The following is a 13,644-nucleotide window of genomic DNA, read 5'->3' on the forward strand; positions in this document are numbered from 1 at the left end:
AGATTCGGTACAGATGAACCGATGAGGACTGGCACGATTGCATCCGTGACCACTGCGACGACTCCGAAAGGCGAACGGCGTCGCCAAGCGCTGGTTTGTGCCGCCGCCGAACTGCTCCTCGAGGGCGGCTTCGAGGCGGTTCGGCACCGCTCGGTGGCGACGCGTGCGGAGCTGCCGCTCGCGTCCACCACCTACTACTTCGAATCGCTGGAGGATTTGATCGCGCGCGCGGTCGAATTCTCCGGCAATGCCGAACTGGAGGCCATGCGCCGCCGCGTCGGTGAGGTGACGCATCGTCGCCGTGCCGCCGAGGCGACCGTGGATCTGGTGCTGGATCTGCTCGTCGGCCCCGAGCACGCCGATGCCGATGCCCGCGGCCAGCTCATCGCCCGCTATGAGCGTTCGGTGGCCTCGGCCCGCCATCCCGAACTACGTGAGGTCCAGCTCCGACTACGCGCCCAGTTGGATGAGCTGCTCGCCGATGTTCTGCGCCGCTCCGATCGCGTGGTCCGCCCCGAACAAACCCGGAGACTGGTGGCGGTGGTCGACGGCGCGGTGGTGACCGCCCTCGGCGAGGCCGACCCGCAACCCCGCCGCATGGCGCGCGGCGCACTCTTAGAGGTGATCGACATCGTTGCTCCCCCAACCTAACTCGCCCGACCCTATTCGAACATGCCCCCCAAGTTCGCGGCCCGTCTCGGTTCTGGACCGAGCGGAGCGGAGGAGCGAAGCGGGGGAGCGGAGGGAGGGAAGAACCGAGACTTCGGGGGCCGCGAACCGCCCGGAGCGAAGCGGAGGGCAAAATAGACACAGTGACATCAGTGCCGAACGTCCTCGCCACCCGTTATGCCAGTCCCGAACTGGTTCGCCTGTGGTCGCCGGAGAACAAGATCGTTCTGGAGCGGCGGCTGTGGCTGGAGGTGCTGCGGGCGCAGGCCGAGCTAGGAATCGCGGTTCCCACAGGCGTGGTCGAGGATTACGAGCGCGTCATCGATCAGGTCGATCTGGGTTCGATCGCCGAGCGTGAGCGGGTTACCCGGCACGATGTGAAGGCGCGGATCGAGGAGTTCAACGCACTCGCCGGGCATGAGCATGTGCACAAGGGCATGACCTCGCGTGATCTCACCGAGAATGTCGAGCAGTTGCAGATCCGGCTCTCGCTGGAGCATGTGTACGCGCACGGTGTGGCCGTCGCGGCCCGGCTGGCCGAGCGGGCCGCCGAGTACCAGTCGCTGGTGATGGCCGGTCGTTCGCACAATGTGGCGGCGCAGGCGACCACGCTGGGTAAGCGTTTCGCCTCGGCCGCGGACGAGTTGCTGATCGCGCTGACCCGTTTGCAGGAGCTCATCGACCGCTACCCGCTGCGGGGCATCAAGGGTCCGATGGGCACCGCGCAGGACATGCTGGATCTCCTCGACGGCGATGCGGCCAAGCTGGCGCAGCTGGAGCAGAAGGTCGCGCATCACCTCGGTTTCAAGAATGTCTTCACCAGTGTCGGCCAGGTGTACCCGCGCTCGCTGGATCATGATGTGCTCTCCACGCTGGTCCAAATCGGTGCCGGCCCTTCGTCTTTCGCGCACACCATTCGCCTGATGGCCGGGCATGAACTGGTCACCGAGGGCTTCCAGAAGGGGCAGGTCGGCTCGTCCGCCATGCCGCACAAGATGAATACCCGCTCCGCCGAGCGGGTGAACGGCCTGCAGGTGATCCTGCGCGGCTACGGTTCCATGGCCGCCGAAATGGCGGGCGCGCAGTGGAACGAGGGTGACGTCTTCTGCTCGGTGATCCGCCGGGTGGCTTTGCCGGACGCCTTCTTCGCCATCGACGGCATGATGGAGACCTTCCTGACCATTCTCGCGGAGTTCGGCGCGTACCCGGCCGTCATCGACCGCGAGCTGAACCGCTACCTGCCGTTCCTGGCCACCACCCGCCTGCTGATGGCCGCCGTGCGTGCCGGTGTGGGCCGTGAGACCGCGCACGAGGTCATCAAGGAGCACGCGGTCGCCGTGGCCCTGGCCATGCGTGAGCAGGGCCGTGAGCCCGATCTGCTGGACCGGCTGGCCGCCGACGACCGGATGCCGCTGGATCGGGCCGGCCTGGAGGCCGCGCTCGAGGATCGTTCGGCCTTCATCGGTGCCGCGGAGGCGCAGACCGCCGAGGTCATCGCCCAGGTGCAGAAGCTGGTCTCGGCGAACCCGGAGGCGGCGCGCTACACCCCCGCGCCGATTCTGTAGTAGCACAACGACTCTCGACCCCGGCGCGGCACGAGCGCCGGGGTCGAAACGTCTTCGGGTGGCGGCGCGTGGCAGGCTGCGGTCATGAATCCGTACACCATTTTCTCCGAGATCATCGCCGGGCAGGCCGAGGCCAGCAAGGTGTACGAGGACGAGGATGTGCTGGCGTTCATGGACATTCGGCCCGTGACGCCCGGACATCTGCTGGTGATTCCCAAGGTTCCGGCGCGCAGTCTGGCGGAGTTGGATCCGGCCCTGGGCGGCAAGCTTTTTCAGGTCGGACAGCGGTTGGCCGCGGCATTGCGTGAGTCCGAGGTGAATTGTGACGGCGTGAATTTCTTTCTGGCGGACGGGGTGACCGCGGGCCAGGAGGTGTTCCATGTGCATCTGCACGTGATTCCGCGGACCCCGGGCGATGGTTTCGGTTTGCGGGCGCGGCCGACCTCCCCGCGGCGCGCGGATCTGGATTATCTGGCCGGGTCTATTCGGGGCGTGCTGCGGCAGGAAACCGATAACTCATAGCCGATCGGCATTACCATATGCGGACCGATTGGTTGCCGAAGACACGCCCTGGATCGAATATTCCTCGCTGCTACCACCACTCGAGTTACGTTGGAATGTGATTGTGGTGGGCTGATGAAGGTGGGGCCATGCGTACAAGAGTCGTCGCCGCAGCGGTTTTCGCATTCGCCGCAGGTCTGCTCGGTCCGGCCGTGACGCCGCCGGTCACCGCTCATGCGGCACAGGTGGTCCGGGTCGACGAATTGAACGCCACCCGCTCCGCGATCTTCATCGATTCCCCCGCGATGGGCCGCACGGTCCAGGTGCAGGTGCTACATCCAGCGGGCGGCGGTGAACGCTCCAGCTACTACCTGCTGGACGGTCTGGACCCGGGCGCGACCCAGAGCACCTGGACAAATGCCACCGACGCCGAACCCTTCTTCCGCGATAAGAACGTGAATGTGGTGCTGCCCATCGGCGGCCAGGCCAGCTACTACACCGACTGGGCCGCCGACGATCCGCGGTTCGGCCGCTACCGGTGGGAAACCTTTCTGACAGCGGAACTTCCGCCGATCATCGACGACTATTTCGCCGGTAACGGCGTGAACGCCATCGGCGGGCTGTCCATGGGCGGCGTGGCGGCTTTCACGCTGGCCGTACGGCATCCGGAGCTGTACCGCGCGGTCGCCGGCTACAGCACCTGCCCGGACCTGAATATCGCGCAGGGCGCGATCCTGTTCTCCATCGCCAATCGCGGTGGCAATCCGTTCAATATGTGGGGTGGTCCGGCGGATCCGGCGTGGGCGGCACACAATCCGGCGCTCATGGCGGACCGGCTGCGCGGCAAGACCATCTACCTGTCCACCGGTACCGGGCTGCCCGGCCCGCATGAGCTGGAGATCAAACCGCAGCTGCCGGAGAACATCTTCTTCGGCGGGCCGATCGAATTGGGTGCGAACGCCTGCGTCAACTCGTTCGCCGGGCATCTGAAGGATCTGAATATCCCGGCCCACGTGGATTACAGCCCGGTGGGCACGCATTCGTGGTCGTACTGGCAGGACACGCTGCACGAATCGTGGCCCACCGTCGGCGGGGCGATCGGCGCCTGAATCACCTTCCGGGACGGTTGAATTCGCCGTCCTTGGCCCCGGCGACGAAGGCACGCCACTCGCCGGGGGTGAACACCAGCACGGGCCCGTCCGGATTGCGGGAGTCCCGCAGGCCGATATTTCCGCTGGCCAGGAAGGCGATTTCGACGCCGTCGGTACTGTCGTCGCCGCGCCGCCAGACGGCATCGGACTCGATTTCGCGGTTCTTCGCCGTGGCGGGCGAAGAGACGGACTCGGCTTCCACTTCGGACTCCCTAGGTGCCAGGTACTGGTCGGTGATGTAGATCGCACTCATAATGCCAGGGTTTGCGGAGCCATCGGATCGGATATTCCATTCTGTGTCTGCGGAAGGAGGTATGTGGTGCGCACGCCATGGTCAGAACAGCGAGCGGCTCCCATCTCCGACAGCTGTGATGTGGTGCCGGAGCGGTTCAATGCCGAACTGGCGCAAAGCATTCTGAGTGTGCATAGAAGCTGTCCGACCGATCAGTGCGCCCGGCGCAAGGCGGCGGTGTTCTACCTGTACGACCAGGCCCGGCATCGGGCCCCGTCGCGGACGCGGCGACGGTAGCTCAGCGACGCAGCGGGCGTCGGAGTAAATATTCGGGTCACGAGCAGGTCGGCGGTCCTGCTCGTACCCGCACCATTAACGTGTACCCATGGCTCTGGACAGCAGTGGTAGCGCGATATCGAATTCCGGCCCGGTCGTGACGGCGCCGATTGCCAAGCGGGTGCCGAGCGAGCGCGTGCACCACGGGGATGTCTTCGTCGACGAGTACGAGTGGCTGCGCGAGAAGAAGGATCCCGAGGTCATCGCGTATCTGGAGGCGGAGAACGCCTATACCGAGGCGCAGACCGAGAAGTTGCGGCCGCTGCGGGAGAAGATCTACGACGAGATCAAGGGCCGCACCCAGGAGACCGATCTGTCGCTGCCCACCCGGATGGGCGAATACTGGTACTACTCACGCACCTTCGAGGGTAAGCAGCACGGTGTGTCCTGCCGCTGCCCGCTCGCCGGTCCGGACGACTGGACGCCGCCGAAGTTGGAGGCCGGAGTCGAGATTCCAGGCGAGGAGGTGCTGCTGGATGCGAACGAGCTCGCCGAGGGGCATGACTTCTTCGCGCTGGGCGCGTATTCGCTGAGCCATGCCGGTGACATGCTCGCCTACTCGGTGGATACCGAGGGCAATGAGCGGTATGCGCTGCGGATCAAGAATCTGCGCACCGGGGAGATGCTGCCCGAGGAGATCGCCGATATCGCGGGCGGCGCGACCTGGTCCCTCGATGGCACGCACGTGTTCTATCAGACCCTGGACGAGTCCTGGCGGCCCGACAGCGTGTGGCGGCATCGGCTCGGTACCGAGCGCTCCGCCGATGTGCGCGTCTTCCATGAGGCCGATGAGAGCTTCTGGGTCGGTATCGACGCGACCCGTTCGGAGCGATTCCTGGTCATCCGCACCGGTTCCAAGGTGACCAGCGAGGAGTGGATTCTGGAGGCGGACAACCCCGAAGGGGAGTTCCGTGTCCTGCTGCCGCGTCGCGAGGGTGTCGAATACGGCACCGAGCATGCCGTCATCGGGGGTGAGGACAAGCTGCTCATCCTGCACAACGATGTGGTGGACGGGGTGAAGGCGGTGAACTCCGTGCTGGCCGTCGCGCCGCTCGCCGATCCGGCGAATATGACCCTGCTCATCCCGCATCGCGATGATGTGCGGCTGGAGGGTATCGATGCCTTCTCCGACAAGCTGGTGCTGAGTTACCGCCGGGAGGCGCTGCCGCGAGTCGCGGTGTGGCCGTTGACCTCAGACGGTTTCGGCGAGCTGAGCGATATCGACTTCGATCTGGCGCTGTTCTCCGCCGGGCTGGGCGGCAATCCCGAATGGGAGCAGCCCATGCTGCGTATCGGGGTGACCTCGTTCATCACGCCCACCCAGATCTTCGATTACGTGCCCGGGACCGGTGAGATGATCCTGCGCAAGGAGCAGGTCGTACTCGGCGGGTACAACGCGGACGAGTATGTGCAGCAGCGGGATTGGGCGATCGCGGCGGACGGCACCCGGGTGCCGGTCTCGCTGGTGCAGCGCAAGGACGCTCCAGCGGGCCCGAAACCGTTGATGCTCTACGGATATGGCTCCTATGAGGCGGCCATCGACCCGTACTTCTCGGTGGCGCGGCTGTCGCTGCTGGATCGCGGCATGGTGTTCGCGGTGGCGCATGTGCGCGGCGGCGGTGAGATGGGCCGGCTCTGGTACGAGGACGGCAAGACGCTCACCAAGAAGAACACCTTCACCGATTTCGTCTCCGTCGCACAGCATTTGGTGGATACCGAGGTGACCGCGCCGGATCGGATGGTCGCCGATGGCGGCAGTGCGGGCGGGCTGCTCATGGGCGCGGTGGCGAATATGGCGCCGGAGCTGTTCAGCGGCATTCTCACCAGTGTGCCGTTCGTGGATCCGCTGACCTCGATCCTGGATCCGTCGCTGCCGCTCACCGTCACCGAATGGGACGAGTGGGGTAATCCCTTGGCGGACAAGCAGATCTACGACTACATGAAGACCTACACACCGTACGAGAATGTCCAGGCGCAGGACTATCCGGCGATTCTGGCCATCACCGGGCTCAATGACACCCGGGTGCTGTACGTGGAACCGGCCAAGTGGGTCGCGAAACTGCGTGCCACCAAGACCGGTCACTCGCAGCTGCTGCTCAAGACGGAGATGACCGCGGGCCACGGCGGTGTCAGCGGGCGCTATGAGAAGTGGAAGGAAATCGCCTTCGAATTCGCCTGGCTGCTGGACACCGTCGGGCTCGCGGACGCCTAGACGGATTTCGGCTGGCCCGACTGCGCCGCTGCCGCGACGGGATGCGTCTGGGCATCCTTGGAAGACACTGCGGCGGTGGCGTTGTGGGTGAACCCGCCTGCCTCTTCGCGGGTGAGCGAGGTGGTCAGGGGGTGCGCGTTCAACTGCTCGAGGCAGCGCGTGAAGTCGGCGAGCAGCAGATCCGCCATATCGAGGGTGAAGCCGTGCCGCAGCACCGTGCGCATGATGGTCTCGTCATCGCGGTCGGCGGGTAGCGGGTAGGCGGCGATCAGCCAGCCGCGGGTGCGTAGCCGGTCCGACAGGTCGTAGAGGTTGAAGGTGCGCTCGCCCTTCAGTTTCCAGGAGACGGCGGTGATACCGCGTTGCGGGTCGCCGTCGTGGATCATTTCGAAGAGTCCGGTATCGGTAAGTCCGGCCGCGAGATGCTGTGCGGCCCGGTAGATCTCGTATTGCACCTTGGTGTAACCGGTGCGGCCGAGCCGGATGAAGTCGTAGTACTGGGTGATGACCTGCCCGCCCGGCCGGGAGAAATTGAGATTGAAGGTGGGCATATTGCCGCCGAGGTAGTCGACATTGAAGATGAGTTCCTTGGGCAGGTCGGCGGCGGTGCGCCAGATGGCCCAGCCCGCACCGAGCGGGGCGAGTCCGGTCTTGTGGCCGGAGGCATTGATGGATTTCACCCGCGGCAGCCGGAAGTCCCACAGCACCTCGGGCGCGCAGAACGGGGCCAGGAAGCCGCCGCTGGCCGCATCGACGTGAACGGGGATGTTCAGGCCCGTCCGCTCTTCCAAATCGTCCAGGGCCCGGCAGATTCCGGCCACATCCTCGAACAGCCCGGTGAAGGTCTGCCCGAAGGTGGGCACCACCATCATGGTGTTCGCATCGCAGTACGCGGCCACATCGTCCGGATGCATGGTGAGCCGGTCGCCGCGCAGCGGGATCTGCCGGATCTCGACATCGAAGTAGCGGGCGAACTTCTCCCAGCACACCTGCACCGGACCGCAGACGAAATTGGGGATGCCGGTGCCACCGCGCTTGCGCCAGCGGAACTTCGCGGCCAGGCCGCCGAGCATGGCGGCCTCGCTGGATCCGGTGGTGGAGGTGCCGAGGGTTCTCGTGGCGTCGGGGGAGTGCCAGAGGTCGGCGAGCATGCGCACACAGCGCTTTTCGAGCTCCGCGGTCTGCGGATATTCGTCCTTGTCGACAATGTTCTTGTCGAGGCAATTGTTCATGAGCCGGCGGGCCTGATCGTCGATCCAGGTGGTGCAGAAGGTCGCCAGGTTCATCCGGGAGACGCCGTCGAGCATGAGTTCGTCATGCACGAGCTGGTATGCCACCTCGGGGAGCATTTCGGTAACCGGGAAGCCGGCCTTCGGGGCGCCGCGGCGTAAACCGGGCATCGCGAAGAGATCGTCGGATTCCGGATTGCTGCTCATTTAGCCTCCCAGAGATGGTTGCTGAACGATTACCATCCAGCTCCATGGGCTCTCAGAATGTCATATGGCGAGTGCTCTCCGCGGTAGCGCCACGCATGGGATAAGGCATGTTAGGGGATTGTATTCCGGGTCGTGCTACCGCCGAACAACTCGGCGCCATTTGGATAGCTGATAAATTGCTATATGACTAACTGTATGGGGCCGGCCTCGATCCGAAGGGTAATTCGGTAGTCGGTGGCATCGCGCTGGAAGCATTGGCGCGCGCCACCGGCTTCTCGCTGTTCTGACAAACCGACGGGAAGGCGAGGTTATGACCGGGACGACCACCACGGTCGCGAAAAGCACTGCCATCAAATACCTCTCATGGGTGACGCTGGCGCTCATGACCACCAGTTCGGTGGCCAGCCTGCGCTCGGCACGGGCTGGCATGCGTATTCCTGTATCTGCTGCCCGCCTGGACCGGGCTGGCCGGCCTGGTCTTCCGGTTCCGCAAACCCGCCTGGAAGATCGCGGTCCCCGAGGAGGCGCTCTCCTGAGTGAAGTCGAATTACCGCAATTGGAAGGGGCTTCCGAGCGTTCGCGGCGGCTCGTCTACTGGTCGGTGGCGGTGGTGCCGGTGGCCATCGCGATCGCCGGGGTGCTCATCTTCCGGGAGGACCGGGACAGCGATGTATCGCTGCGCAAGGCCGAGGTACTCCAATCCCGTTTACTGGCAGCGGGATTGGCCGCACCGACCCCCAGCGCACCGCCGTGCGAGAATTCATGCCGCGCGCGAAAACCGATCTGACCGAACCGGTTTCGAGACCCTCGACGGGCCAATGCATTCCGGCATGTTCGGTGGTCCCGCACCCGATGCTCTCGCCGCGCTCATCCACGTGCTCGCCAGTCTGCGCGACGCCGACGGCAACACCACCGTCGACGGTCTGCCCAGTGATCAGAAGTGGGACGGCGTCCAGTACCCCGAGGACCAGTTCCGCGCCGACGCCAATATTCTCGACGGTGTCGATATCGTCGGCAGCGGCACCGTCTCCGATATGGTCTGGGCGCGACCGGCTCTCACCGTCCTCGGCATGGATGTGCCCCGGTGGTCGGCTCCTCGGCGGCCATTCAGCCCAAGGCCCGCGCCCGCCTCAACCTGCGCATCCCGCCGGGCGTGGAACCGCAGGACGCGCTGAAAGCCCTTACCGCGCATCTGGAATCGCATACCCCGTGGCATGCCAAGGTCACCATCGAGACCGAGGCGACCGGTTCACCCTTCCGCGCCGCGACCGGCGGACCCGCACGCACGGCGATGGAGGCCGCCTTCGCCGCGTCCTACGGCCGCGCGGCCACCACCGAAGGCCAGGGTGGCTCCATCCCGCTCTGCAATGTCTTCGCCGACACCTACCCGAACGCGGAGATCATGCTCATGGGCGTCGAGGAGCCCAAATGCCTGATCCACGCGCCCAATGAGAGCGTCGATCCCTCGGAGATCGAGCACATGGCATTTGCGGAGGCGTTGTTCCTCGCCTCATACGCGAAGTAGCTCCCTGTGACCCCGGTCCCGATTACACATTGACAATCGACGTCGATTTGTAACATGCTTACCCGGATTTTGCGGTCATAGGGAGAGAGGTGCGCCGGTGACCGAGCATGCCCGGGTGGCAATGGAGCTCGTGCGGGACAGCAGCCAGTTCAAGTGGTACATCGTCCCGCTGCTGTTGGTCGTCATCTACATCTATGCGACCGAAGTCGAGCGGCGGAACTGGAATGTGCTCTTCGCGGGGCTCGCGCTCTGGGGCATGGATGTCTTCAACGAGGTTTGGAACTCGCTGTTCTTCCATGCCACCGGGCGCGCGCCCGTCTGGGGTGCGACCGGGCCGACCGCGTATCAGCTGCTCATCGGGCTGAATATCGAGATCTGCTTCATGTTCGCGATCATGGGCATTGCGGCGGCGAAGATGTTGCCGCCCAAGGAGACCCGCATCTTCGGGCTGCCCAATCGGCCGGTGCTCATCGCGGTCAACTCGGCCGCGGCGGTCGGGGTCGAAGTGGTGCTCAACAAGGTGGGCGTGCTCACCTGGGACTGGTCCTGGTGGCAGCCGAGCTTCCCGTTCCTCATCTGGCTGATCGGGTACGTGCCGTTCTTCACCGCCTGTTTCTGGGTGTACGACCTGCCCACCGTGCGGCGCAAGGCGACCGCGGTGGGCGTGATTCTCGGTATCGATGCGCTGGCCGTGATCGTGTTCGGCGCACTGGGGTGGCTGTGATGAATTCTCGCAATATCGAACGCGGCGTGCTGGCGGCTGTTGCCGGACTCGTATTCACCGGTCTCGCAGTGCATCCCGCGGCCGTCGCCGACCCGGGTGGCTGTGTGCTCATCGGCACCGTCGGTACCCCCGAACCCGGTGCGGATCCGAGTATCGCTGGGCTGGAAGCCTTTCCGGTCGCCGATGCCGCGCTGCCCGCGCAGGTCGACTTCCGCACCGCGACCGAGACCTTCAACCGCCGCTGGTCCTTCGCGGCGCGCGATGGCGGACTCTTCGTGAAAGAGGCTGCCGCCCAGGGAGGTTGGCGATCGATGGCATTGCCCGGCTGTCTCGCGGGACAGGTCGCCGGCGTGTCCGCCGATGACGACGAAATCATGGTGGTGGACCGCGCGGGCCGCTTCTACACCATGGATCACGCCCTGAGCGCGCCCAAGGATTGGAATTGGAGCACCAGGTACGGCACCCCGCTGTGGACCGGACCGGGTAATGTCCTGCCGCCCGGCACCGTCGACTGGACCTGGTCGGTGCTCTCGCCCAATGAGGATCACGTTTGGCGCGACACCGCGGGCAACGCGCATCCCGTTGGCGGCGCGAAGGTTTCGCATGTCTACGCGCTGACCGACGGTGGCACGCGGATTCGCTATATCGACCCGTGGTTGCCGGTCGACCACAGTTACGAGATGTCGCTGCCGGACCGGTTCCGCGCGGTGGCGCTCTCCACCAGCGGCTCCACCTCGCTCATTGTGGACCGCAATGGCGATATGTACACGCGGCTCTACGATTTCGACATCTCCGGTGCGGACAAGGTCTTCTTCCGCTACTCGTACGAGGATCAGCGCGGCCTGCCCGAAGCACCCGACATGCTGAGCGAGCGTGTCGACCCGCGCTATGCCGCGATCCAGCTGCCGGCACCGTCGTGGGTGCGGCAGCCGAAGGTGCCGGGTGTGATCACCGACCGCGTCTCGATTCACAAGACCGGCGTCGGATCGGATGCGCGGGAACTGCGGGTCGAGGGTGTCGATGGTGGCCGAAATGGTTACTGGACAAAGCAACTCGCGGCGACGCGGTGGAGTTTCGTACCCACGGATCGGCCGCTCGGTGGTGCGCGATTGGAGAATACGCCGGACGACCGCAGCGTCGACCCGACGGTTTCCGTATCGCCCTACAGTTATGCGGGCGGTTTCGCCGGTGTGACCGCGAGTGTCGAATCCTTCGATGTGGCAAGCACTCCCGCGCCACTTCGACTCGACTTCGCCGATGGTGGCCGGCTGGATTTGATCCTGCACACCGTGGACGCGCTCCGGCAGACGCCGCAGCAGGCGGGAATCTCGGCGCAACCGCGGCACTTCGACGGCACCGTCGAAGTCCCCGCGGACGTACTGAATTCCCTTGCCGCGCAGCCCGCCTCGATTCGCGAATACATTGCCTCGAGGCTCGGCGGGCGGCGATTCAGCGATACCGGAGTGGATGTCTCGGAAAGCGAATTCCGTATCGATGCACTGGGCACGCTGAACCGCAAGCCATAGGAAATCGGGGGAGCGTGCTAGAAGTCGGCGTTTTCCTCCGCCTGGATGACCTTGAATTCGGTATTGGCGGGAGACATTTCGTTCAAGCGGCCGAAGTAGATGCCCTGCGCGGCGGGTTCGATGATGCCGAAGTGAATGGGGAAGGCGGTGCGCGGATTCACCGCGCGCAGATAGTCCACCGCCTCGCTGATGCGCATCCACGGCGCGGCCGCCGGAATGGCGAGTACGCCCACCGGAACCGGCGGCACCCACAGCGAATCACCGGGATGCACCAGCTGCGCGGGATCGTCCGGCGTTCCGAGTTGGAACACGGTGTTGTCGATGACCGGAATCTCCGGGTGGATTACCGCATGCCTGCCACCACCACCGGTGACCTGGACATCCTTGACCTTCAGCACATTTCCGGCATGCACCGCCTCCCACGGCTCACCGCGCTGCTGCGCCGTCTGCGGATCGCTCAGCAGCCGCGCCTGTGGATTGGCCTCGATGAGCGCCTCGATGCGATCCGGGCAGATGTGATCGGGATGCTGATGCGTGACCGCGATGGCGTCCAGCCCGGTGATCCCCTCGAACCCGTGCGAGAAGGTGCCGGGATCGAACAGGATCTTCGCGCCGTTCAACTCCACCAAAATGCAGGAATGTCCGAAATGGGCAATGCGCATGCCTGTCACGGTAGTCCCGGCACCCTGTGGCGTGCACCACCCAGGTCGACCCGGCGGTCGGACTCCAGGCTGCGCCAACTAGTCTGATCTGCGAAACCCAGCTCGGCCGCACTGTGTGGAACACGGTCGTCCGGGCCCGCCCCACCAGCTGAGGAGCAACGCGTGGCACGTGTCGTGGTCGAGGTGATGCCGAAGGCCGAAATCCTGGATCCGCAGGGTCAGGCCATTGTCGGCGCGCTGGGGCGCCTGGGTCACCCCGGGATCTCGGAAGTGCGGCAGGGCAAGCGGTTCGAGCTCGAGGTCGCCGAGGATGTGACCGAGGCCGAGCTCGAGCAGATCGCGGAGTCGCTGCTCGCCAACACCGTCATCGAGGACTGGAAGGTCGTCCGGCTGTGACCGCACGCATCGGAGTCATCACCTTCCCGGGCACCCTGGACGATGTCGACGCCGCCCGCGCGGTCAAGCTCGCCGGGGCCGAGGCGGTCAGCCTCTGGCACGGGGACGCCGACCTGAAGGGTGTCGACGCGGTCATCGTGCCCGGCGGCTTCTCCTACGGCGACTACCTGCGCACCGGTGCCATCGCCCGGTTCGCGCCGGTCATGGAGAAGGTCATCGAGGCGGCGGGCTCCGGCCTGCCGACCCTGGGCATCTGCAACGGCTTCCAGATCCTGTGCGAGGCCGGACTGCTGCCGGGTGTGCTCACCCGCAATGAGGGCCTGCACTTCATCTGCCGCGACCAGTGGCTGACCGTCGAAGCCGCGAATACCGCGTGGACCTCCCGGTACGAACCCGGCGCGCAGATCCTGGTGCCGCTCAAGTCCGGTGAGGGCCGCTACCAGGCGTCCGCGCCGGTGCTGGACGAGCTGGAAGGCGAGGGCCGCGTGGTCTTCCGCTACTCGGGCGACAATCCGAACGGTTCGCAGCGCGGTATCGCGGGCATCAGCTCCGCGAATGGCCGCGTGGTCGGGCTCATGCCGCATCCGGAGCACGCCACCGAGGCGCTCACCGGACCCAGCGATGACGGGCTGGGCATGTTCCTGTCCGTGCTGGACGCGCTCGTCTCGGCGTAATCGAATAGCTGTAAGTAGCGCCCGCACCGTCGATG

The 13,644-nt window shown here is 65.4% G+C and carries 13 protein-coding genes and 1 pseudogene; 11 read left to right on the forward strand and 3 right to left on the reverse strand.

The annotated features are described in order from the left end of the window. The first annotated feature begins 45 nt into the window (after window positions 1-45). The 4 genes from GFY24_RS34550 to GFY24_RS34565 all read left to right on the forward strand — a co-directional run bounded on the left by GFY24_RS34550 (window position 46) and on the right by GFY24_RS34565 (window position 3,844). Window positions 46-651 carry a TetR family transcriptional regulator gene (locus GFY24_RS34550; RefSeq protein WP_309231676.1) on the forward strand — a complete coding sequence of 202 codons (606 nt, stop codon included), beginning with the start codon at window positions 46-48 and terminating at the stop codon, window positions 649-651. Window positions 652-812: 161 nt separating this feature from the next. Further along, entirely contained in the window at window positions 813-2,234 is a 1,422-nt protein-coding gene (gene purB, locus GFY24_RS34555; protein WP_309231677.1) for an adenylosuccinate lyase, read from the forward strand. Window positions 2,235-2,318: 84 nt separating this feature from the next. Continuing rightward, window positions 2,319-2,756: an HIT family protein gene (locus GFY24_RS34560; RefSeq protein ID WP_153809316.1), complete on the forward strand. Its 438-nt coding sequence runs from the start codon at window positions 2,319-2,321 to the stop codon at window positions 2,754-2,756. A gap of 128 nt (window positions 2,757-2,884) precedes the next feature. After that, window positions 2,885-3,844 (forward strand): alpha/beta hydrolase family protein, encoded by a 960-nt coding sequence (locus tag GFY24_RS34565; RefSeq protein WP_153809317.1) that lies wholly within the window; start codon window positions 2,885-2,887, stop codon window positions 3,842-3,844. 1 nt (window position 3,845) lies between these two features. Here GFY24_RS34565 and GFY24_RS34570 read toward each other — a convergent pair whose 3' ends face one another. Continuing rightward, window positions 3,846-4,139, reverse strand: a complete 294-nt coding sequence (locus GFY24_RS34570; RefSeq protein WP_153809318.1) for a DUF397 domain-containing protein — start codon at window positions 4,137-4,139, stop codon at window positions 3,846-3,848. Between the two features lie 364 nt (window positions 4,140-4,503). Between GFY24_RS34570 and GFY24_RS34575 the strand changes: the two genes are divergently transcribed. Next, the gene (locus GFY24_RS34575; protein ID WP_153809319.1) at window positions 4,504-6,666 is read left to right on the forward strand and encodes a S9 family peptidase; all 2,163 of its coding nucleotides are present in this window, start codon (window positions 4,504-4,506) and stop codon (window positions 6,664-6,666) included. Here GFY24_RS34575 and GFY24_RS34580 read toward each other — a convergent pair. Then, window positions 6,663-8,102: a glutamate decarboxylase gene (locus GFY24_RS34580; RefSeq protein ID WP_153809320.1), complete on the reverse strand. Its 1,440-nt coding sequence runs from the start codon at window positions 8,100-8,102 to the stop codon at window positions 6,663-6,665. The genes GFY24_RS34575 and GFY24_RS34580 overlap by 4 nt on opposite strands. 310 nt (window positions 8,103-8,412) lie before the next feature. Between GFY24_RS34580 and GFY24_RS34585 the strand changes: the two genes are divergently transcribed. The 4 genes and pseudogenes from GFY24_RS34585 (at window position 8,413) to GFY24_RS34600 (ending at window position 11,877) form a co-directional block, all read left to right on the forward strand. Next, window positions 8,413-8,889 carry a hypothetical protein gene (locus GFY24_RS34585; protein WP_153809321.1) on the forward strand — a complete coding sequence of 159 codons (477 nt, stop codon included), beginning with the start codon at window positions 8,413-8,415 and terminating at the stop codon, window positions 8,887-8,889. Window positions 8,890-8,902: 13 nt separating this feature from the next. Continuing rightward, a pseudogene (locus GFY24_RS34590) lies at window positions 8,903-9,627 on the forward strand (peptidase dimerization domain-containing protein); the annotation flags it as partial. A 97-nt stretch (window positions 9,628-9,724) separates the two neighbouring features. Continuing rightward, a complete protein-coding gene (locus tag GFY24_RS34595; protein WP_228566944.1) occupies window positions 9,725-10,351 on the forward strand; it encodes a hypothetical protein in 627 nt (208 codons plus the stop codon). Next, window positions 10,351-11,877, forward strand: coding sequence for a hypothetical protein (locus tag GFY24_RS34600; protein WP_153809322.1), 1,527 nt, complete (start codon window positions 10,351-10,353; stop codon window positions 11,875-11,877). Before GFY24_RS34595 ends, GFY24_RS34600 begins: the two co-directional genes overlap by 1 nt. 17 nt (window positions 11,878-11,894) lie before the next feature. On the opposite strand, the gene GFY24_RS34605 is transcribed toward GFY24_RS34600, so the two are convergent. Continuing rightward, window positions 11,895-12,539 (reverse strand): MBL fold metallo-hydrolase, encoded by a 645-nt coding sequence (locus GFY24_RS34605; RefSeq protein WP_153809323.1) that lies wholly within the window; start codon window positions 12,537-12,539, stop codon window positions 11,895-11,897. A gap of 162 nt (window positions 12,540-12,701) precedes the next feature. Between GFY24_RS34605 and purS the strand changes: the two genes are divergently transcribed. Both purS and purQ read left to right on the forward strand, forming a co-directional pair. Beyond that, window positions 12,702-12,935 carry a phosphoribosylformylglycinamidine synthase subunit PurS gene (purS, locus tag GFY24_RS34610; RefSeq protein WP_309231678.1) on the forward strand — a complete coding sequence of 78 codons (234 nt, stop codon included), beginning with the start codon at window positions 12,702-12,704 and terminating at the stop codon, window positions 12,933-12,935. Continuing rightward, window positions 12,932-13,609 carry a phosphoribosylformylglycinamidine synthase subunit PurQ gene (gene purQ / locus GFY24_RS34615; protein ID WP_067568440.1) on the forward strand — a complete coding sequence of 226 codons (678 nt, stop codon included), beginning with the start codon at window positions 12,932-12,934 and terminating at the stop codon, window positions 13,607-13,609. The genes purS and purQ overlap by 4 nt, the downstream gene beginning before the upstream one ends. Window positions 13,610-13,644 lie beyond the last annotated feature (35 nt).

It is taken from the genome of Nocardia sp. SYP-A9097 (assembly GCF_009649815.1).
Taxonomy (GTDB): Bacteria; Actinomycetota; Actinomycetes; order Mycobacteriales; family Mycobacteriaceae; genus Nocardia.

Excerpts from the sequence above, each read along its gene's own strand:
- GFY24_RS34575 (WP_153809319.1), top strand. The coding sequence starts at position 4,504 with ATGGCTCTGGACAGCAGTGGTAGCGCGATATCGAATTCCGGCCCGGTC.
- GFY24_RS34560 (WP_153809316.1), top strand. The coding sequence starts at position 2,319 with ATGAATCCGTACACCATTTTCTCCGAGATCATCGCCGGGCAGGCCGAG.
- GFY24_RS34570 (WP_153809318.1), bottom strand. The coding sequence starts at position 4,139 with ATGAGTGCGATCTACATCACCGACCAGTACCTGGCACCTAGGGAGTCC.
- GFY24_RS34585 (WP_153809321.1), top strand. The coding sequence starts at position 8,413 with ATGACCGGGACGACCACCACGGTCGCGAAAAGCACTGCCATCAAATAC.
- GFY24_RS34580 (WP_153809320.1), bottom strand. The coding sequence starts at position 8,102 with ATGAGCAGCAATCCGGAATCCGACGATCTCTTCGCGATGCCCGGTTTA.
- GFY24_RS34600 (WP_153809322.1), top strand. The coding sequence starts at position 10,351 with ATGAATTCTCGCAATATCGAACGCGGCGTGCTGGCGGCTGTTGCCGGA.
- GFY24_RS34605 (WP_153809323.1), bottom strand. The coding sequence starts at position 12,539 with ATGCGCATTGCCCATTTCGGACATTCCTGCATTTTGGTGGAGTTGAAC.
- GFY24_RS34565 (WP_153809317.1), top strand. The coding sequence starts at position 2,885 with ATGCGTACAAGAGTCGTCGCCGCAGCGGTTTTCGCATTCGCCGCAGGT.